20 protein-coding genes and 1 other RNA gene are annotated in these 21,479 nt (G+C 48.9%); all 21 read left to right on the top strand.

What is annotated here, in order from left to right; all coding sequences use genetic code 11:
• The first annotated feature begins 52 nt into the window (after window positions 1-52).
• The 21 genes from KF839_RS00325 (at window position 53) to KF839_RS14825 (ending at window position 21,470) form a co-directional block, all read left to right on the top strand.
• On the top strand, window positions 53-1,402 hold the full coding sequence (locus KF839_RS00325) for a TolC family outer membrane protein (RefSeq protein WP_292915817.1): 1,350 nt from the start codon (window positions 53-55) through the stop codon (window positions 1,400-1,402).
• Window positions 1,403-1,846: 444 nt separating this feature from the next.
• Window positions 1,847-1,984, top strand: a complete 138-nt coding sequence (locus KF839_RS00320; RefSeq protein WP_292915816.1) for a hypothetical protein — start codon at window positions 1,847-1,849, stop codon at window positions 1,982-1,984.
• A gap of 64 nt (window positions 1,985-2,048) precedes the next feature.
• On the top strand, window positions 2,049-4,034 hold the full coding sequence (locus KF839_RS00315) for a S8 family serine peptidase (RefSeq protein ID WP_292915815.1): 1,986 nt from the start codon (window positions 2,049-2,051) through the stop codon (window positions 4,032-4,034).
• A gap of 19 nt (window positions 4,035-4,053) precedes the next feature.
• Entirely contained in the window at window positions 4,054-4,692 is a 639-nt protein-coding gene (locus KF839_RS00310; RefSeq protein WP_292915814.1) for a hypothetical protein, read from the top strand.
• A gap of 135 nt (window positions 4,693-4,827) precedes the next feature.
• Window positions 4,828-5,129, top strand: an RNA gene (rnpB, locus tag KF839_RS00305) — RNase P RNA component class A.
• 47 nt (window positions 5,130-5,176) lie between these two features.
• On the top strand, window positions 5,177-6,559 hold the full coding sequence (gene pcnB / locus KF839_RS00300; protein ID WP_292915813.1) for a polynucleotide adenylyltransferase PcnB: 1,383 nt from the start codon (window positions 5,177-5,179) through the stop codon (window positions 6,557-6,559).
• A gap of 9 nt (window positions 6,560-6,568) precedes the next feature.
• Window positions 6,569-7,063 (top strand): 2-amino-4-hydroxy-6-hydroxymethyldihydropteridine diphosphokinase, encoded by a 495-nt coding sequence (gene folK / locus KF839_RS00295; protein WP_292915812.1) that lies wholly within the window; start codon window positions 6,569-6,571, stop codon window positions 7,061-7,063.
• Entirely contained in the window at window positions 7,060-7,851 is a 792-nt protein-coding gene (gene panB, locus KF839_RS00290) for a 3-methyl-2-oxobutanoate hydroxymethyltransferase (protein WP_292915811.1), read from the top strand. Before folK ends, panB begins: the two co-directional genes overlap by 4 nt.
• A 13-nt stretch (window positions 7,852-7,864) precedes the next feature.
• Window positions 7,865-8,695, top strand: a complete 831-nt coding sequence (panC, locus tag KF839_RS00285) for a pantoate--beta-alanine ligase (protein ID WP_292915810.1) — start codon at window positions 7,865-7,867, stop codon at window positions 8,693-8,695.
• 27 nt (window positions 8,696-8,722) lie between these two features.
• Window positions 8,723-10,099, top strand: a complete 1,377-nt coding sequence (gene dnaA, locus KF839_RS00280; protein ID WP_292915809.1) for a chromosomal replication initiator protein DnaA — start codon at window positions 8,723-8,725, stop codon at window positions 10,097-10,099.
• 192 nt (window positions 10,100-10,291) lie between these two features.
• The gene (dnaN, locus tag KF839_RS00275; RefSeq protein WP_292915808.1) at window positions 10,292-11,407 is read left to right on the top strand and encodes a DNA polymerase III subunit beta; all 1,116 of its coding nucleotides are present in this window, start codon (window positions 10,292-10,294) and stop codon (window positions 11,405-11,407) included.
• A 90-nt stretch (window positions 11,408-11,497) separates the two neighbouring features.
• Window positions 11,498-13,903, top strand: coding sequence for a DNA topoisomerase (ATP-hydrolyzing) subunit B (gene gyrB, locus KF839_RS00270; RefSeq protein ID WP_292915807.1), 2,406 nt, complete (start codon window positions 11,498-11,500; stop codon window positions 13,901-13,903).
• Between the two features lie 87 nt (window positions 13,904-13,990).
• On the top strand, window positions 13,991-16,873 hold the full coding sequence (locus KF839_RS00265) for an SNF2-related protein (RefSeq protein ID WP_292915806.1): 2,883 nt from the start codon (window positions 13,991-13,993) through the stop codon (window positions 16,871-16,873).
• A 152-nt stretch (window positions 16,874-17,025) separates the two neighbouring features.
• On the top strand, window positions 17,026-17,895 hold the full coding sequence (dinD, locus tag KF839_RS00260) for a DNA damage-inducible protein D (protein ID WP_292915805.1): 870 nt from the start codon (window positions 17,026-17,028) through the stop codon (window positions 17,893-17,895).
• 36 nt (window positions 17,896-17,931) lie between these two features.
• Entirely contained in the window at window positions 17,932-18,495 is a 564-nt protein-coding gene (locus KF839_RS00255; protein WP_292915804.1) for a hypothetical protein, read from the top strand.
• On the top strand, window positions 18,485-19,420 hold the full coding sequence (locus KF839_RS00250) for a Kiwa anti-phage protein KwaB-like domain-containing protein (protein ID WP_292915803.1): 936 nt from the start codon (window positions 18,485-18,487) through the stop codon (window positions 19,418-19,420). Before KF839_RS00255 ends, KF839_RS00250 begins: the two co-directional genes overlap by 11 nt.
• A gap of 76 nt (window positions 19,421-19,496) precedes the next feature.
• Window positions 19,497-19,931 carry a DUF1016 N-terminal domain-containing protein gene (locus KF839_RS00245; RefSeq protein ID WP_292915802.1) on the top strand — a complete coding sequence of 145 codons (435 nt, stop codon included), beginning with the start codon at window positions 19,497-19,499 and terminating at the stop codon, window positions 19,929-19,931.
• Window positions 19,932-19,972: 41 nt separating this feature from the next.
• On the top strand, window positions 19,973-20,569 hold the full coding sequence (locus tag KF839_RS00240) for a PDDEXK nuclease domain-containing protein (protein WP_292915801.1): 597 nt from the start codon (window positions 19,973-19,975) through the stop codon (window positions 20,567-20,569).
• Window positions 20,566-20,691, top strand: coding sequence for a hypothetical protein (locus tag KF839_RS14835; protein WP_416362340.1), 126 nt, complete (start codon window positions 20,566-20,568; stop codon window positions 20,689-20,691). Before KF839_RS00240 ends, KF839_RS14835 begins: the two co-directional genes overlap by 4 nt.
• Window positions 20,681-20,929, top strand: coding sequence for a hypothetical protein (locus KF839_RS14830; protein WP_416362339.1), 249 nt, complete (start codon window positions 20,681-20,683; stop codon window positions 20,927-20,929). Before KF839_RS14835 ends, KF839_RS14830 begins: the two co-directional genes overlap by 11 nt.
• Window positions 20,913-21,470: a DNA methyltransferase gene (locus KF839_RS14825; protein WP_416362338.1), complete on the top strand. Its 558-nt coding sequence runs from the start codon at window positions 20,913-20,915 to the stop codon at window positions 21,468-21,470. Before KF839_RS14830 ends, KF839_RS14825 begins: the two co-directional genes overlap by 17 nt.
• Window positions 21,471-21,479 lie beyond the last annotated feature (9 nt).

Below are 21,479 nucleotides of genomic sequence, written 5' to 3'. Positions count from 1 at the left end.
ATCAACGGATTGCTGCAGCGTTAATAGCTCCGGACTCCAACCGGAAAAACGTATGAAGCCGGCGCAATGGATTTTCGCTGCCATAATCGGCATGCAATCGCTTTCCATATTGCAAGCCGCTGACTTGATGAGCATTTATCAGGAAGCCCTGACGCAGGATTCGCAATATCGCTCGGCGCGGGCAACGTATCAAGCATCGCAGGAAAAAGTGGTGCAAGGCAGAGCCGGTTTTCTTCCGAATGTTACGTTGTCGGCCAATCGTACCGAGCAACAAGTCAACGCCAGTAATATTTTTTCTTCGACGACCGGTACCACGATTAATCCATCACCGGTCACGATACACGCCGGAGGTGTCACGATATCCGCGACGCAACCGCTATTCCGCATGGAAAACATCGTGATCTATCAGCAATCCAAAACCGAAGTCAGCAAAGCCGATGCGCAGTTTATCGTCGCCGGACAGGATTTGATCCTCCGCGTCGCGCAAGCGTATTTTGACGTACTCGACGCGCAGATCGACGTCGAGGTCGCTGAAACACAGAAAAAAGCGATTCTGAAACAATTGGAACAAGCCAAACGTAATTTCGAAGTCGGCGTTGCCACCATCGTCGATACCAACGAAGCGCAAGCACGTTACGATCTTACCACGTCACAAGAAATCGCTGCGCGCAATGCGCTGGAAATCCGCAAGCGCACATTGCAAGGCATTATCGATCGTTTTCCGGAAAATCTCACCGGCGCCAAGGAAATTACAACGGATTTAGCAAAACTGAACTACAACACCATGGACGAATGGGTACATACCGCCGAGGAAAAAAATTTCACGCTCAAAATGCAGCAATCGGCCTACGAATTCGCCACCCAGGAAGTTAAAAGAATCTGGTCGCAACATTACCCGACTGTTGATCTGGTCGCGCAATACAGCCAACAAACGGGTGTAGGCGGCGCAATCACCGGTCGCGGTATTGATCTCACCTCGAAATCCATTGGCGTGCAACTCAATGTCCCACTATTTCAGGGTTTTTCGGTTCAATCCCGCGTACGTGAAGCGCTTTCGAATCAAAACAAAGCACTCCACGACCTGGAAACCACTCGCCGTAACATCACCTTGCAAGCACGGCAGCAATTTCTGAATGTCACCAACGGCATTGCGCAGATACAAGCGCTCAAACAAGCGCTGATCTCCAGTCAAAGCCAGTTGGATTCGACCGTTCTGGGACAACAGGTCGGCGTGCGCACCGAAGTCGACGTGCTCAACGCCCAGCAGCAACTGTACGCTGCCAAACGTGACCTGACCAAAGCCTATCATGGTTATTTGATGTCAAGACTGCGCCTCAACGCGGAAGCCGGAGAACTGGACGAAGATACACTCATTCAAATCAATGCGATGCTGGTTAAATAGCGGATAGCTATTTTAACAGGCCGTTGAAAAACTATCTGCGTTGCCGCTACGGCGTTAAAAACAAACTCAAAACGCTCATTTATTACGCATAAACTGCGCTTTTTCGCTTGTTTTTGCCTTGTATCGGCTGTCTCGAAAACGTTTTTCAACGGCCTGTTAAAAGCCTCTTGGGTTTATCCCGGATGATCAGATTGCAAAATTATATTATTTGAAAGATAATTTCATCGGCAATGAAATGTTCTTAGGGAAATGCTGATAATTCGCATTGTCATTCCGAACGCAGTGAGGAATCTTCAAATAATCAACGCAATAGATTTCTCGCTCTTGCTCGAAATGACACTTGTTCAGAGCTTCCCGAATAACCTTTCTTGCTCAAGCAATTGCAGTTCCTGAAGACAATAAAAGTTAATAAGCATCGGACTCTTAACTCCTTATGAAGGAATCATGATGAAACAAAAAAATCAAAAATTAGGCATCAGGCATCAGGCATCAGGCATCAGGCATCAGGCATCAATTAATTCTAATCTTCCTCGTTTCGATTCTCTTTTTATTTTCCACATCACCGTGGGCAGCCCGGTATGAGGCGGACGATTACGAAAATTTGCTTAGCGAAGCAAATTCAAAGGGCTTTGTCCGGGTATTAATTTTGCTGGATGATACCGTCACGCTCGAACGCATGGATGACGAGCGGGACTCGTTAACCGCAGTAATGGAAGAAAAAGCTCAAAAAGTTCTCTCGGAATTGGGACAAAATGCCCTGCCATCCGGGTACTGGAACAGTGGTATCGGCCAGATGGGCGCGTACGTTAACGAAAGCGGTCTTCATATCCTGGCCGCAAGCGATCAAGCAATTTCTTTTATCCGCGACATCACGCACCCATACCGCATTAAAGCGTCTGACGCTGACGGAAGTCTCGATGCCGTTGAAAAAGCGATCATTGCCGATGGCTCCGCAAACGTTGAAATTTTCCTGAACGTCGATTCGGTTGATTACGACATCGACCGTTCCGGAAAAACCGTGTTAAGCCCTTCCACGGCAATGTCCGCGCAGGCGCAAACCATTAAAAGCATTATCCTCAAGGATAATCATGCAACGGGAATCAAAATCCTGGAAGATGACTTTTCATCCCGGCCGGTCTTGCGCGCGAATATCGACCGGACCGCTTTCCATGCCTTGATCGAGCGTGACGACATCCGCGCGATCCGCCCCATTAACTATGTGGATCCGCGCGTTGCACAATGGCCGGAAGAAGTTCTGGAAGCCGCTAAGGAATTCGGGGATGCCGAAGTAATGATTACCCTACGTGGCGGGGATTTATTTACGCCAAAAACCGGCTACTTGCCGGAAACAGCCATCAAATCTCAGGTCGAGGCCAATCAACGGGCTTTCAAAGACATCATCGCCCAGACCGGAGCGCTTGATCCCGACGAGGAATCGCTATCGGGCGCGAATATCGGCGTATTGCACGTGCGGCTGCCTTTCGAGGCTCTGGCCAAATTGTACGACAGCAAGGACGAAAGGATTCTCAGCATCGAATTGAACAAACCCGTTGCCGAGACTTCGCTGACCAACAGCACGAATTTGATGAATCTGCCACAGGCATGGAACAAAGGCCATCGCGCCGCGGGGCAAAATATTGTTATTATCGACACCGGCGTGCGCAAAGACCACGCTTTTTTCACCACCGGTAGTACCACTCGAGTTACCTACGAAGCCTGTTTTGGCACGAATGGAGTGGGTCCCGGTGGAGTCGTCTATTCGTCAATCTGCCCTAGCGCTAACAGCCTAGGCGACAGCCCGCTAGGTCTTGCCGGATCAGGAGCGCCCAATTCCAACCTCACCGTTTGCAATTCTGCACCGAACCATGATTGTTCCCACGGTACGCACGTTGCCGGAATTGCCGCCGGACGCCAAAACCCTGTTTTGTCGCCATCAAACTTGCAAGGGGTAGCGCCGGATGCCTCGATCATTTCAGTTCAGGTTTTTTCATACAGCACCAATCCCCCAAAAGGATCGGCATTTACTAGCGACATACAAGCCGCGCTTGGTGCAATCGACCAGAATACAGTTGGAACATCTAGTCCAAACACTGTAAACCTGAGCATTAGTAGCCCGACTCTTTACAGTTCTATTAGTAGCCCGACTTGTCCTACTTTTTATAACTCTCAGGTGAGCAACCTAAACTCTAAAGGAATTCCGGTCATTGCTTCGACAGGAAATAATTCTAACAAAGGAGCTATCAGCTTACCCGCATGTACCCCTCTCGTTATTAAAGTCAGCTCCGTTAAAAATGATTCAACCGGTACGACGTTGAGCAACTTTGCAAACATTATCAGTCAGTCCGTTTTTTCGGGACCGATTCTGCTTGCGCCGGGTGGCGAAGACGGCGGAACCGGGATTGTTTCCGCGCATTACGCAAATACCATTGCGACCGTTCCGATGTCAGGAACCTCCATGGCAGCCCCTCATGTAGCGGGGTTTTATGCCGCCATCAAGGCCGCAACGCCCGGCACCTCGGTTGCGAACGCCACGGCCTGGATCGTTACCACCGGCAGCATTCCGGTCACGATCAATTTGCCAGTGCCAGTTGGTAATCAAGTTTTCCGCCGTGTTCGCGCGCCGAACTTCTAACTCTTGAGGAGATAACATCATGAAACGCTTTTTATTACTGTCGGTGCTTACCGGTATTTACGTGCTTTTTATATCAGCAGCATTCGCAAATGATTTTGATATTAATACCAAATTCGCCTCACCGGGAAAAATATGTTTCTCACAGACTAACTTATACGCTGAAACCGACAATTACAAGAGTGTCATGCTGAACCACTATCTGATCGTCCGCAAGGAAGATCATTATAAAACCGGAGATGTGTTTGTCGGCTTTCGTTTGAAGAGCCAGCCGGATGTTTTGTGGCTTTATAATGGAGGGGTAAGCTGGATCAAGCAGGAAAAAGGAAAAGTACCGGAATTCTTTTATAATTTCGCACAAATTCCACTTGGCCAACTCCAGCCGGTGACTCCAACTTCTATCTTCTACCATCCTATCAATGTCAGTCCGTATGTGGGTGACGGAGAATTATGGGTCGGTTATGGCTTGCGGTCCGAATCGGAGACGGCGCAGGTGTCCTTCGATGAAATGCTGAGTAGTAACCGGTTTGATCTTATTTGGGAAATTGGAAATTCTCTACTACAACCTCGCAACATATCTGGTCCTCCAATTATCTGTCTTACAACAACTGAAATGACAGAATACTTTCCGGTACTAGAAACATCGGATACTAAAAATTAGTGCCCTTCTTTCATTGAATCGACGTTTTTTATCTTGCAATTCCCTCATGGGAATTGCAAGAATCTTCGTCATTCTTAGTCTCATAAATTCAAATTACTTACTTCCCTATTACAGGATATTGCTAAAATACCTATAGAAGCTGGCCAGACAGTCGCCGCCTGGCGTTCTTTTTGAGCGCGAGGGGGAGGAAAGTCCGGACTCCATAGAGCAGGATGGCGGCTAACAGCCGCCCGCCGCAAGGCGAGGAATAGGGCCACAGAGACGAGCGTATTCAGTTACGGTGAAACGCGGCAACCTCCATCCGGAGCAAGACCAAATAGGCAGGCGATGATGTGGCTCGCGGAGCCTGCGGGTGGGTTGCTTGAATGTGCGGGTAACCGCGCATCTAGAGGAATGACTGTCCACGACAGAATCCGGCTTACCGGCTGGCTTCACCGATTGTTAATTTTCCAGGATAATGCGCCGGAAACCTTAAACCATTGCAATGATCCGTAAATTACTCAATAAAGTATTCGGTCGTAATACCTCTACTCCCAAATCGGCCACCAAGCTGACTATTATTTCCAGCAAACGGCATGGCATCCGGCGCAATCAAATCAGTCCTTGCGCCTTAAAAATCACCCAGCAATTACAAGGCGCCGGATATACAGCGTACATTGTCGGTGGTGCAGTGCGCGATCTATTGCTGGGGCTGGTCCCGAAAGATTTTGATGTGGCAACCAGCGCCACCCCCGAAGAAGTTCACAAACTGTTTCGCCGCTCACGCATCATTGGACGGCGCTTTCGCCTGGTTCATGTCATGTGCGGCGCGGAAACCATCGAAGTCTCAACTTTTCGCGGACCTTCTTCGGACGATGAAGATTCAACCGCAATTCCATTAACCGACCAGCATGGCCGGCTATTGCACGACAACGTATTCGGCTCTCAGGAAGAAGATGCGGTGCGCCGCGACTTCACGATCAACGCGCTGTATTTCGATCCCATCAAAGAGGAAATTATCGATTACCTCAACGGTTTTGAAGACATCAACGCCAAAGAGATGCGCATTATCGGTGAGCCGGAGCAACGTTACCGCGAAGACCCGGTGCGTTTATTACGCGCGGTGCGCCTAGCGGCAAAGCTCGGGTTGCAAATCGAAACAGAAACCGCAAAACCGATCGGCGATCTTGCGCCGTTATTGCAAAACGTGCCGCCATCACGCCTATTTGACGAAATGCTGAAGCTGCTATTGTCCGGCCACGCGCTGTCTTGCTTGGTCGAATTACGCGCCCGCGGCCTGCATCACGGTTTGTTGCCAATGCTGGACGTCATCTTGGAGCAGCCATTAGGCGAACGTTTTATCACTATCGCGCTTAAAAATACCGATGACCGGATCCGGCAAGACAAAACGGTATCGCCGGGTTTCCTGTTTGCCACGCTATTGTGGCATGAAGTGCTGTCTTGCTGGAATTCACTCCAATCCGCCGGAGAAAGACCCATGCCGGCTTTATTCAAGGCAATGGACCAGGTCTTGACACAGCAGCACAAAAATCTTGCGATACCCCGGCGCTTCGATGCCGTGATACAGGAAATTTGGGCCATGCAACCGCGTTTTGAAGCGCGTATCGGCCGCAAACCTTTCCGGTTGCTGACACACCCCCGTTTCCGCGCCGCCTACGATTTCTTGCAGTTACGCTGCGAAAGCGGGGAATTGGATATAGAAGTTGGTCATTGGTGGAAAAAATTTATCGTGTCGGATCCCGACGCTCGTGAAAAAATGCTCTCCGCGCCGTCTACCGGCAAGAAGAAAAGAAGACGGCGCAGCCGTAAAAATACCGCATCGGTTAGTCACGCAACCGCAGAAACCATGAAACAAGAAACCCATTAATCCGTTTTAATGAATACTAAAACCGCTCAAGCATTTATCGCGCTAGGCAGTAACTTGGAAAACCCCATTTCGCAACTGCAACGCGCTTTCAGCGAACTGGAACAATTACCGCAGACGCATTTGCTAAGCCGCTCGTCGCTGTATCAAAGCGCACCGGTCGGGCGGCTGGATCAACCTGATTTCATCAACGCCGTCGCCTTGATTGAAACCCGGCTGACACCATCGCAATTACTGCAAGCCTTGCTGGCCATCGAGCAACGGCACGGACGCGTGCGGGAATCGCTCAACGCGCCGCGAACGCTTGATCTCGACGTGTTATTGTACGATGCCTTGCGATACCAGGATGCGCATCTGACCATCCCCCATCCGCGCATGACACAACGCGCCTTTGTGTTGATGCCGCTGTTTGAAATTGCGCCGGATTGTCATATTCCGGGATATGGCCACGTTCAACAATTATTACTGCTGTGCCAGGATCAACAGCTCAAACGAATTGAATCATGAAAATGTCATTGAGTACGTTACAAAAAATGGCGGAAAGCCATGAGAAAATCGCCATACTGACTTGCTACGACGCAACATTTGCTGCGGTGCTGGAGTCCGCGGGCGTGGATGCGCTCCTGGTCGGCGACTCCCTCGGTAATGTATTGCACGGCAATACCACGACTTTAGCCGTTACGCTCAGGGATATGATTTATCACACGCGCTGCGTAGCCCAAGGTGCCAGCAATGCCTTCATTATCGCCGACATGCCGTTTGGCAGTTACCAAAAATCGCCCGAACAGGCTTTTGAAAATGCGGCGGCACTTATAGCCGCAGGCGCTCAGATGGTCAAAATAGAAGGTGGCCATCTCATGGCTGATACCGTCCGTTTCCTGGCGCAACGCGGTATTCCGGTTTGCGCGCATATCGGCTTAACACCGCAATCGATTCACCAGCTCGGCGGTTATAAACTGCAAGGCAATAACGACAAAGCCGCCAAGCAATTATCGGATGATGCCAAAGCCTTGGAAAAATCCGGCGCCAGCCTGTTGGTGCTGGAGATGATACCGGCCAAACTGGCCAAGAAAATCACACAGTCCTTAGCCATACCGACCATCGGTATCGGCGCCGGACCCGATTGCGCCGGCCAGGTTTTAGTTTTGCACGATATGCTGGGTATATCGCAAGGTAAAAAACCTCGCTTTGTCAAAGATTTCATGGCGAATTCCAATAGTATCCAAGAAGCAATCTCCCATTACGTCAATACTGTCAAAACCGGGCAATTTCCCGGTAAAGAGCACCAATTCTGATCGATAAGCCGTCGTGAAAATAATTACCGGGATTACAGAATTACGCCATCACTTGCGGGATGAACCTCAAATCGCCTTTGTTCCGACCATGGGCAATCTCCACGAAGGTCACATGTCTCTGATTCATGAAGCAAAAAAACGATGCAATCATGTGGTTGTCAGTATTTTCGTCAATCGCTTGCAGTTTTTACCGCACGAAGATTTCGACTGTTATCCGCGTACGTTCGAAGATGATTGCAGGTTGCTGTCCGCAGTAAATGTCAAGACTGTTTTTGCACCCAATGAGAAAATTCTTTTCCCAACGACACAAGAATTCTTGTTAGCATTACCACCTGTGGCAGATATCCTGGAAGGAAAATTTCGACCGGGATTTTTCCGTGGTGTAGCGACTATTGTATTGAAACTATTCAATATTATCCAACCTGACCTGGCGGTATTCGGCAAAAAGGATTATCAGCAGTTGCATATCGTGCGTGAAATGGTTAAACAATTAAACATTCCCATTGAAATCGTTGCTGGCGAAACCGTACGGGCTGAAGATGGATTGGCTTTAAGCTCTCGCAACCAATATCTGGACGCAACGCAACGATTAGAAGCGCGTCAGCTTTATCAAACACTGTTACAGATCAAACAAAAAGTCATTGCCGGCTGTAAAGACTTTAAAGCTTTAGAAGGCAATGCAATCAACCATCTTGTTCAGCATGGCTGGAAAGTCGATTACATCAGTATTCACAATCGTAGTTCACTGATGCCGGCCAGCGAGCAGGATAGGAATTTAGTGGTTTTAGGCGCCGCTCGGCTCAATAGCACGCGGTTGATCGATAACCTGGAAATTACCTCTTAACTCAGCCAGACAGATAAAGATCAAAAAATGACGCAATCACTGAACACTTTCTGGTTATCCTGCTTAGACCACTTCAGAAGAGAACTCAATGCGCAACAGTTTAATACCTGGATCAAACCGCTGCAGATCGATTCCGCCTTGGATAACGATAATGAAGTCATACTGATCGCACCAAATCGTTTTGTATCGCAATGGGTCAAAGACAATTTCATTACGCACATCGAAAAGATGGCGCTGTCGTACTTCGACAAAAAAATTCAGTTTCTTTTGAAACTCGCCGACCATGTAGAAACCAAAACTGATCAAACCGAAACGGATCTTCCGGATCCACAACATGAAACCGTACCAATACCCAAAGCGATTCACCATCCCCCCAAAAAAGATCCGAATGGTCTGAATCCGCAATTTACGTTTGATAATTTCGTTACCGGAAAAGCGAATCAATTGGCCAGGGCGGGTGCTATCCAAGTTGCAGAATCACCCGGAATCGCATACAACCCGCTGTTTATTTATGGCGGAGTCGGATTAGGAAAAACCCATCTGATCCAGGCCATTGGAAATTACGTGTACGAAAACGATAAAAGCGCAAAAATTCGTTATGTGCACGCGGAGAAATACGTCTCCGACGTGGTAAACGCCTATCAGCACAAAGCATTCGACAAATTCAAGCTCTACTACCACTCTTTGGACCTTTTGCTGGTAGACGATGTGCAGTTTTTCGGCGGCAAAAACCGCACCCAGGAGGAATTTTTCTACGCGTTCAATACCCTTATCGAAACCCATAAACAGGTCATTATTACCTGCGATACGTATCCCAAAGAAATCACCGGACTGGAAGAACGGCTGGTGTCGCGTTTCGGTTGGGGCTTGACCGTCGCCGTTGAACCGCCGGAATTGGAAATGCGGGTTGCGATTCTATTGAAAAAAGCCGAATTGGAAAAAATCAATCTGGATGAAAATGTTGCATTTTTCATCGCCAAGCACATTCGTTCCAACGTCCGGGAGTTGGAAGGCGCGCTCAAGCGGGTCATGGCTTTTTCCCGCTTCATTAATCAGGAAATCACGCTGGATTTGGCGAAAGAAGCACTCAAAGATCTTCTCGCCGTTCAAAGCCGCCAGATTTCAATTGAAAACATTCAGAAAACCGTCGCCGATTATTACAAAATCAAAGTTTCTGAAATGTATTCGAAAAAACGCTCCCGCGTCGTTGCCAGACCTAGACAAATGGCAATGGCAATCGCAAAGGAATTAACATCACTGAGCTTGCCGGACATCGGCGAAGCATTCGGCGGACGGGATCATACGACAGTACTGCACGGTTATCGTAAAATTAACGAACTACGTGTTTCCGATCCAATTGTTAACCGCGATTTTAATGCTTTAATTCTAATTTTAAGAGGTTGATGATAACCACTGAATAACTTGTGCATAACTGTGGCATAAAAATTATTTCTAATTTTATCCACAATTTGCCCACTGAATATACAGCGCTCATACAGGTGGAAAATTTACACTATCTTTTTGAAATTAAATTAAAGTTACACATTATCCCGTAGTTTGAACCTATTAATTAGTTATTACTATTTTTTTAAATAAATGCTTTTAATTAAAACCAACCGAGATACGTTACTGAAACCCTTGCAAACGGTAACCGGCATTGTGGAGCGACGCCAGACACTGCCCATCCTATCAAACGTGCTTATTCATCAAAACGAGAAAAAGACGTCCTTTTTGACCACTGATCTCGAAATTCAAATTAAAACGTCTACCGGCGAGGAACTCGCCGGTGAACAGCCATTTGCATTAACCGTCTCCGCAAAAAAACTTCAGGATATTCTGCGTTCGTTGTCGTCCGGTGCGGAAGTTACGCTGACACGTAAAGATGATCACTTGTATGTAAAATCCGGGAAAAGCGCATTCAACCTGCAAATTTTGCCTGCCGAGGATTTTCCGGAAGTGGCTGACGAACCGGAATCCGAAGCGGCAATCACGTTATCGCAAAAGGAATTAAAAAATCTTTTTCATCATGTGCAATTTGCCATTGCACAGCAAGATATCCGCTATTACTTGAATGGTTTGTTGTTACTGGCGGATGGTAAGCAATTGATCAGTGTCGGCACCGATGGTCACCGCCTGGCTTATATCGCAACACCATTGGAAATCACACAAAAAAAACAGGAAGTGATTTTGCCGCGCAAGGCGGTGTTTGAATTGTCCAAATTGCTTGAGGATAGCGACGATCCGGTTAAAATCGAATACTTGCAGAATAAAATCCGCTTTTCTTTTGCAGACGTCGTGCTCACATCGAAAGTCATCGATGGCAAATTTCCCGATTACAACCGGGTAATTCCAACTCGCAACGACAAAGTGTTCGATATCGACCGGTTGATGTTTTTACAAGCATTGCAGCGCGTTTCGATTCTTTCGAACCAAAGCGAAAAATTCCGCGGGGTGCGGTTAATCGTCGACAAGGGCAGCTTGCGCATCATTTGCAAAAATAACGAGCAGGAAGAAGCCGAAGAAGAACTGGAAATCAACTACCAGGAAGAGCTGGTGGATATCAGCCTGAATATAACTTACTTGCTGGATCTGTTGAACAACGTGTCCAGCGAAACGGTGCAATGCGCATTTGAAAACGCCAATAGCAGCGTGCTGATGACGATACCCAGCAGCAAAGCGTTCAAATACATCGTCATGCCGATGCGGATTTAGTTTCACAGTTTAGCTATTTAGCTGGAAGAAACCTGCCACCGTGCTCGTAAAACCTTTTTAAACATTTCCTAGACAGACATATAAAAACCGATGACTGATCACAATTCCAATCCAAGCGACTACGATTCCGAAAGCATTAAAATCCTGAAAGGCCTCGACGCGGTTCGTAAACGGCCCGGCATGTATATCGGCGATACCAGCGATGGTACCGGTTTACATCACATGGTGTTCGAAGTCGTCGATAACGCCATCGACGAAGCATTGGCCGGGCATTGCGATGAAATCACCGTGACCATTCATCCCGACAATTCCGTCAGCGTGCTCGACAACGGTCGCGGCATCCCGACCGGCATTAAGCAGGACGACGAGTTGAAACGCTCCGCTGCGGAAATCGTGATGACCGAGCTGCATGCCGGCGGCAAGTTTGACGACAACTCGTACAAAGTGTCCGGTGGTTTGCATGGCGTCGGTGTATCGGTTGTGAATGCGTTATCCGAATGGCTGAAACTGACCATCCGCCGCGACGGCAAGGTGCATCATATGGAATTCCGCATGGGCGAACGGGTCGAGCCGCTAAAAGTGATCGGCGAAAGCGAACGTCACGGCACCGAAGTGCATTTTCTCGCCAGCAAGGAGATTTTCGGCCTTGTCGAATTCCATTACGATATTTTCGCCAAACGCCTGCGCGAGCTGTCGTTTTTGAACAATGGCGTGAAAATTCATTTGATCGACCAGCGTACCGGCAAGGATGAAAATTTCGCCTTTACCGGCGGCATCAAAAATTTCGTCGAATATATCAACCGCAGCAAAACTGTGCTGCACCCGGCGGTTTTTTACACCAGCGGTGTGAAAGACAATATTACCGTCGAAGTTTCGATGCAATGGAACGACAGCTATACCGAGCAGGTGCTGTGTTTTACCAACAACATCCCGCAAAAGGACGGCGGCACCCATTTAACCGGCTTGCGCGCGGCGATGACGCGCACGCTGAACAGTTACATTGAAAAGAACGAACTGGCGAAAAAAGCCAAGGTGGAAACCTCCGGCGACGACATGCGTGAAGGCTTGTCGTGCGTGTTGTCGGTAAAACTGTTCGAACCCAAATTCTCGTCGCAAACCAAGGAAAAGCTGGTGTCGTCGGAAGTGCGGCCGGTCGTCGAAGAAGTGGTATCGCAAAAATTTTCCGAATATCTCTTGGAAAACCCGGTCGATGCCAAAACTATTTGCAACAAGATTATCGACGCCGCCCGCGCTCGCGAAGCGGCGCGTAAAGCCCGCGAACTGACGCGCCGCAAAGGCGTGCTCGACAGCATGGGATTGCCGGGCAAACTGGCCGATTGCCAGGAGAAAAACCCGGAATTATGCGAACTGTATCTGGTCGAGGGTGATTCCGCGGGCGGCTCCGCCAAACAAGGGCGCGACCGTAAATTCCAGGCGATCATGCCGCTCAAGGGAAAAATTCTCAACGTTGAAAAAGCCCGCTTCGACAAACTGATCTCGTCGCAGGAGATCATTTCGCTGATTACTGCGCTTGGCACCGGCATCGGCAAGGATGAATACAATCCGGACAAACTGCGTTACCACCGCATCATCATCATGACCGACGCCGACGTCGACGGCTCGCATATCCGCACGCTACTGCTGACGTTCTTCTACCGGCAGATGCCGGAATTGATCGAACGCGGCCACGTCTACATCGCGCAACCGCCGCTGTACAAAATCAAACACGGCAAAAAGGAGCGCTACGTCAAGGACGACCATGAGTTGAAGCAATACATGCTGAGTCTCGCGCTCGACGGCGCCGAACTTCACACCAGTGAAGCCAAGCCGCCATTGAGCGGCGACACGCTGGCGCAAATCGCAAATGAATATATTCTCGCCGAAGCGGTCATCGAGCGCATGAGCCAGGCAATCGACAGCACGGTCATGCACGAATTGCTGCGCCAGCCCGATGTCGACCTGAGCAATGGCCAAACCGCCAGTGATAGTGCAGCCCGCTTGACCGCGCGCGTCAAGGATGTGGAAATCGTCGCGGAATACGATGAGGTGCACGAGCGCTACCGCCTCAAAATCATGCGTTTGTCGCACGGCAATATCGTCATCAGCTACCTCGACAGCGATTTCCTCGACAGCGGCGACTACGCGCAAATTCAGAAAACCGCGCAAGTATTCGACGGCCTGATCGGCCAAGGCGCTTATGTGCAACGCGGCGAACGCAAGCAATCGGTCAGCGAATTCAAACAAGCGCTGGAATGGCTGCTGGACGAAGCCAAAAAAGGCGTCAACATCCAGCGTTACAAGGGCCTTGGTGAAATGAACCCCAGCCAGCTCTGGGAAACCACCATGGACCCGCAAAACCGCCGCCTGCTGCGCGCGCAAATCGAAGACAGCATCCTCACCGACGAAATTTTCACCACACTGATGGGCGATGTGGTCGAACCACGCCGGGCGTTTATCGAGAAGAATGCGCTAAGGGCGACGAATATTGATATTTAAATCCGGTTTATTCAGTCATTAAGCGGTTACCGGGATTTTCAAAATCCTTCAAGGATTGACAGAATCAAATAGTAAAGAGGGTCGTTGTTGATTACGAAACCGCAATTAACACCGCATCAAAGTCAGTATTTTGCTTGGCTGCTCACGCGCCGGGCTGCAAGTGATTCGGTCGAATCGTTGGCTTCGACGCTGGTCGATTCGCAAGTTGACCTCAATCCCCATCAAGTCGAAGCAGCGCTCTTCGCATGCCGTAATCCGCTCTCTCGCGGCGTGATCCTTGCCGATGAGGTGGGGCTGGGTAAAACCATCGAAGCAGGTTTGGTGATTTCACAACGCTGGGCCGAGCGCCGCCGCCGCATTCTGATTATTGTTCCAGCTAACCTGCGCAAGCAGTGGCATCAGGAATTACAGGATAAATTCAGTTTGCAAGGCCGGATCCTGGAAGCCAAAAGCTATAACGCCATCCGCAAGCAGATTGATCGGAATCCGTTTGAGCATGGTTCTGGCCCGATGATTTGCTCTTATCAGTTCGCCAAGGCCAAAGCGGATAATATCAAAACCATCGAATGGGATTTAGTCGTGCTTGACGAAGCCCATCGGTTGCGCAACGTCTACAAAACCAGCAATGTCATCGCCAAAACACTGAAGGAAGCGTTGGCGCACGTCCATTCCAAGGTGCTGCTCACAGCAACGCCGCTGCAGAACTCTTTGCTGGAACTTTATGGGCTTACCAGTATGATCGATGACCGGATTTTTGGCGACATCGATAGTTTTCGCACCCAATTCACTGCGGCTGGAAAAGATCAAAATTTCGCCAACTTGCGTCATCGCTTGGCACCGGTCTGTAAGCGTACTTTGCGCAAAGAAGTACAGCCCTATATCTCGTATACCTCTCGCAAAGCGATTGTTGAGGAATTTACACCTTCAAGCGAAGAGCAGGAGCTGTCCCATCTTGTGTCGGACTATTTGCGCCGCCCAAACCTCAAGGCATTACCGGAAGGTCAGCGCCAATTGATCTCTCTGGTGTTGTGGAAACTGCTGGCATCGTCGACACATGCGATCGCAGGTGCGCTGGATACTATGGCAAACAGGCTTCAGAAAATACTGGATGATGCGGTCAATCTGCCTGATTTAGCGGAAGATCTGGATAAAGACTATGAATTGCTAGACGAAACCGCCGACGAATGGAACGATTTAGCGAGTAATGCCCCCTCTTCTATATGCAACGAACGTGAAGCCATTTCACAGGAAATTGGCGATTTGCGCCATTTCAAAACATTGGCAAGCGGCATTCACGAAAATGCCAAGGGTAAAGCGTTACTCACCGCGCTGGATCGCGCTTTCGCCGAATTGGATCGGCTCGGCGCGGCCAAGAAAGCGATCATCTTTACCGAATCGAAACGAACGCAGGATTATCTGCTTTCTTTGTTAGAACAAACCCGCTATGGCGAGAACATCGTGCTCTTCAACGGCACCAACAGCGATGCACGGGCGCAGACTATCTACAAAGATTGGTTGAAGCGCCACCAAGGCAGCGACCGCGTGACTGGCTCCAAGACCGCCGATACGCGAGCGGCGCTGGTCGAACACTTTAAGGAATATGGCAAGATCATGATCGCCACCGAGGCAGGCGCTGAAGGCATCAACCTACAATTCTGCTCGCTGGTCATCAACTACGACCTGCCGTGGAATCCGCAGCGTATCGAGCAGCGCATCGGGCGCTGTCATCGCTACGGGCAAAAGTTCGACGTGGTGGTGGTGAATTTCGTTGACCGCAGCAACGAAGCCGATGCGCGGGTATACGAACTGCTGGCGCAGAAATTCCAGCTTTTCGAGGGTGTATTCGGCGCCAGCGACGAAGTGCTGGGCGCTATCGGTTCCGGGGTGGACTTCGAGCGGCGTATCGCCGAAATTTATCGAAACTGCCGGGAACATGGGGAGATCAAGGCCAGCTTTGAACAGTTGCAACTCGACCTTTCCGGTGAGATCAGTGAGGCAATGGTCAAGACCCGCCAAATCTTGTTGGAAAACTTCGATGAGGAAGTGCAGGATAAACTACGCGTGCGCGCCGAGGACAGCCGCGTCGCGCGCAGCAAATTCGAGCGCATGCTGATGGACTTGACCCGGATGGAACTGGATGGCTGCGCCGCGTTCGATGATGACGGGTTCGTGCTTGGCAATCCACCAGCTGGAATTGAAAACAGCGGTGTCGCGGGAATCGAGCCTGGGCGCTACGAGCTGCCTCGCCGTTCCGGTGACGCTCATCTATACCGCATCGGTCATCCGCTTGCTGAATGGGTCATCCAGCAAGCGAAAACCCGCGATCTTCCTGCAGCTCGGCTGGTGTTCGACTACGAGGCTCACGGCACAAGAATCAGTACCCTTGAACCGTACCGCGCCAAGAGCGGATGGCTAAGTGTGAAGCTGGTTTCGGTCATGGCGCTTGGACAAAATGAACAGCATCTGCTGGTTGCTGCCAGTACCGCCGAAGGCGAGGTGCTGGCTGAAGACGATCCTGAAAAACTACTGCGCTTGCCCGCAATTATACAAGATGCAAACTTGTACAATAATGGCGAAGTTTTACAGGTCGAGCTTGAAGCCCGTCAGACCACGCTGCTGCGTGATATCAACCAGCGCAACCTCGGTTACTTTGAGCAGGAGGTCCAAAAATTGGACGCCTGGGTGGACGATCTGAAACTGGGATTGGAGCAGGAAATCAAGGCCATCGATGTTGAAATCAAGGAAGTACGCCGCATGGCTGCGGTTTCTGCCACATTGGAAGAGAAATTGGCGCAGCAGAAGCATCAGCGCGAGCTGGAAAGCAAACGCAGCAAGCTGCGCCGCGAGCTGTTCGCACGGCAGGACGAAATCGAAGCCCAGCATAACGCGCTCATCAATCAATTGGAAATACAACTTCAACAGCAGGTCGAAGAGCGCACGTTGTTTACCGTTGAATGGGAGTTGAAATGAGAAACCGAATGATCAACAGTGAATCAAGCAACCACACGGTTGATTTAGAGTTTTTTACTTCATTCAAATACGGAAAATAAATATAAAATCAATAGCTTTTTATATTCACTATGAAATACTGGATACTGTCGAAAGGGAGTTGATATAGGTCTATGAATAAAAATGTGACGATAGCTGGAAAATCTTTTGAGGATCTGAAACAAGTCAATGAACATGGAGCAGAATATTGGAGCGCCCGGGCTTTGCAATTTCTATTGGGCTACAGTCAATGGCGGCGTTTTGAGCAAGCCATCGATCGTGCCATAAGTTCTTGCAAAGAATCGGGAAATCCCCCGGAGAACCATTTTGCCGGCGCCGGCAAAATGGTCGAGCTGGGATCTGGTAGTGAGCGTATTGTCGAGGATTATCACCTTTCCCGCTTCGCCTGCTACCTCATCGCTCAAAACGGTGATCCACGTAAATCTGAAATCGCTCAAGCACAAAAATACTTCGCTATTCAAACTCGCCGCCAGGAATTGAGCGACCAAGCTGCTGCCGATATGGAACGATTAGAGTTACGAAAGCAGACCGCAGAGGAATTCAAAGCACTTTCCGGTGCTGCACAGGACGCCGGTGTACAAAACAAAATGTTCGGCGTCTTCCACGATGCGGGTTACAAGGGCTTGTATGGCGGATTGGGGCGCGACGCCATTAAGCGGCGCAAAGCCATTCCTGAGAAAGACAATCTGCTTGACCGCATGAATGCTACTGAACTGGCCGCCAACCAGTTCCGCATGACCCAAACCCGCGATAAACTGGCACGCGATCGGGTACATAACCAATCGCAGGCTATTCAGACCCACGAACAAGTTGGGCGTGAAGTACGCGATGCAATCAAGCGTATAGGCGGTGCGTTTCCCGAGAATATTCCTGCTGATGAACATATTAAAGAGGTGGAAAAGCGGATCAAGACAGCTATCCCTAAATTAGAACTGGATGAACGAGATGCAACGGGATTGCTGGGAGAGAACAAAGATAAGTAACAAGTAAACATTTTTTTACCATTAAGTGACGGTTACATGAAGCTTCGCTTTTTTGCATCTCTATTGATGTTCATTAGTTCTTACTTTCCATTGGCACTGATTTTTGTCATTAAGGACTTGGATGACACTAACTTTTTACCTAAACACCCGATTGCAGCGGGAATTATTTTAGTAATAACAATTTTAGCGTGTGCGACGGTAATTATTGCTGCCAACAAGATACAAAGTGGCATACCCGTAAAAGTTACAAAACTGGCGAACAAATCGGGAGATATGTTTACCTATACGATCCCCTACATGATTTCTTTTTACAATTTCGATCTTGGAGATTGGAAAACGCTAATCAGCCTTTTTGTATTCATGATTCTGATGTTTGCGTTGGCATACCGAACTCAGAATATATTCATCAACCCTGTTCTGGCACTGGCTGGTTATGGTCTTTATGACTGTCAATTTAAAGATGGCGAACGTGAAGTATCAGGACTTTTAATATCAAAATATCCATTCCAGCTCGGTGATATCTGCGTCATCGAGCGTTTATCGCAGTTCCTATATTTTGTAAGCAGTGTCCAGCTGAAGGGGAAAGCCGATGCCAAATAATGTCCAGAAGAAAATTGCTCATCTTCGCCAAACAGAGTTTAAAGATTGGGTAATTACTCTATGGCTTGTAAAGAGGCGTTTAGTAGAACAAATTGCGAATTACTCGGTATTACGTGTCGATATTGATATGAAATTACAGAATAAATTCAAGAATACCCTCACCGATAGAATTCAAGGAAAGAGTTATAAGCTCGAAGAATACGATTTTCTGACAGCAGATCAAGATGATCATCTTCTCACGATAGATTCAGCTGAAACTGATTTCAAGAAAATTCAAGAGGCGATAAACCAAGGATTACAAAACCATAAAGCTGAAAAATACGAAGACTTACTTGATTCTTGGGCATTCGTTGTCAAGCTGGAATACGATGGAGAAATTCTATATGGCGTAAGAAAAGTCAATAAACTGACAGGTGCCGCCAAGATGGCGAAACTATCCTACTTCATATTCGATAACCATCAATTAACTGATTTAGAAGACAAGAAAGTTTTTACACTAGACACAAGTATTGATTTCTTTGTTTATGATGGAACAACTTTCATTGCCAATAAGAAGGAATTTGAAAGCATTTTAAATTTCCGGCAAGGCATGGAAAATAATCGCGATGCTGTTCTCAAGGATTTTTCTGAGCTAGATATATTTACGGATATAGAAGCAATCAGAAAAACTGTGGGTTCAAATATTCGTTTATTACGCAAGATTTCAGCGATACAAAAGTCCGGTTATTACAAAAATAAGGACTTCATGGGGAATCTCATTAAAATTAATGAACAAAGAAGCTGGGGATTGTCTCTTCAGGATAACCAGATTGTTGTGACAGAAGAGAATGTGGAGTTGGTTTTAACGTTGCTAAATAACAGTCGACTCGAATCACCAATTAATCACGAAATATTTGATGCTTCGGTAAAAAAGAAAGTCGTATGAGCAACCAAAAACTAGAACTCACGTGGATCGATAAGGACAAACGTCAAAATCCGGAATCGCGTATCCTGCGTGAAGAATGGGTATTGAAATGAAGCGCATCCCCCCTTCGCAACATGGCACCTTGGAATCCTTGGCCAGTCAGATTGCCGAGATCGTTCAGCAGGCGCGCAGCCAGGTACGCCAAAGCGTCAACCAGGCGATGGTGGCCAGCTACTGGGAAATTGGCCGCCTGATCGTGGAGTACGAACAGCAGGGGCAGGAACGCGCCGCCTATGGCCAGCGCCAACTGGCGGAGCTATCCACCCGCCTCACAGACCTGTTTGGCAAGGGATTTGACGTCAGCAACCTGCGCAACATGCGCCGGTTTCATCTGGCTTTTCCGATTCGGGAGACAGTGTCTCCTGAATTGAGCTGGTCGCATTACAACGTCTTGACCAAGGTGGAAAATCCATCCGCCAATAAAGGTACGCAACGCAGAGAAAGCCATCAGCCAGAACTTCTGGGAGCGTAGGGCGCTACGGACGACAAATCGGCGACAGCCACGAGCGCTTGTTGAGCAGCAAGGACAAGGCGCTGGTCGAGGCCGAAGCCGCGCAGTACACGGAATCCCTGGTGGAAACCCGCAAGGATTTCCTGCGTGATCCGTATGTGCTGGATTTTCTCAACCTGAATCCCAGCCGCTTTCTGGAAGGCGATCTGGAGCAAGCCATCATGGACAACCTGCAAAACTTCCTGCTGGAGCTGGGCAAGGGCTTTGCCTTTGTCGCCCGCCAGCAGCGCGTGAGTTTTACCGATGAAGATTTTTATCTTGACCTCGTGTTTTACAACTACAAACTCAAATGCTTTTTGCTGGTGGACTTGAAACTGGGCAGGCTCACCCATCAGGACATGGGGCAGATGGATACTTATGTGCGCCTGTACGACGAGCAAATCAAAGGCGCGGACGACAATCCCACCATTGGCCTGGTGTTGTGCAGCGAAAAAAGCGAAGCCGTGGTGCGCTATTCCGTGCTGGCGGAACAACAGCAATTGTTTGCCGCCAAATATCTGCCTTATCTGCCGAGCGAAGCAGAGCTCAAACACGAACTGGAACGCGAGCGCGAACGCGCCCTGCAAAGATTGGTGCAGCGGCAAGAGGCACAAGAATGAGCGGCAAACAAAAACTCGAACTCACCTGGATCGGCAAGGACAAGCGGCCCAAGCTGGAGCCGCGCATTTTGCTGGAGAGATGCTGCGCTGTCGTATCACGCCAGGCATCGGGTGTCGGATAACGATAGCTTCGACAACCGGTTGATCTTCGGTGACAACCTGCTGGCGCTGAAGGCGCTGGAGCAGGAGTTCTCGGGGAAGGTGAAGTGCGTGTTCATCGATCCGCCGTACAACACCGGCAGCGCGTTCACGCATTACGACGATGGGCTGGAGCATTCGATCTGGCTGGGATTGATGCGCGACCGGCTGGAAATTATCAAGCTTGCTGTCCGAGGATGGTTCGTTGTGGATCACGATTGATGACAACGAGGCGCATTATTTGAAGGTGTTGTGTGATGAGGTGTTTGGGCGGGCGAATTTTGTTGCGAATGTGGTTTGGCAGAAAAAGTATGCTGTAGCTAATGACCATAAAACTATTGCGCCAATGCACGATCATGTTCTCGTCTATCGCAAAAGCGAAAAGTGGGAACGCAAGCTCATTCCAAGAACTGAAGCGAAAGATCGTCAATATAAATTTGAAGATGAAAAAGGTGTGTTTCGCTTTCCAGTGATTACACCTGTAGCAAGTCATTTGAAGAACGCCCAAATCTTTACTACCCGATTACGCAACCAAATACAGGGGAAGAAATTTGGCCTAGCAAAACACGTGTATGGGCATATTCTCAAGAAGAACATTTGCGGCATGCAGCTGAAGGTTTCATTTATTGGGGAAAAGACGGTTCCGGAAAAACCCCTTCTTTTAAACGTTATAAGCATTTACTGCGCAATCAGGGTATCGTCCCTCAGACGCTTTGGTCACATGAGTACGCAAGTCACACCGATGCGGCTCGAAAAGAAGTGAGGGCTGTAT

Origin of the sequence: Nitrosomonas sp., assembly GCF_019635155.1 — a bacterium.
Classification (GTDB): Bacteria; Pseudomonadota; Gammaproteobacteria; order Burkholderiales; family Nitrosomonadaceae; genus Nitrosomonas.
This window is presented reverse-complemented; position numbering and strand designations above follow the sequence as displayed.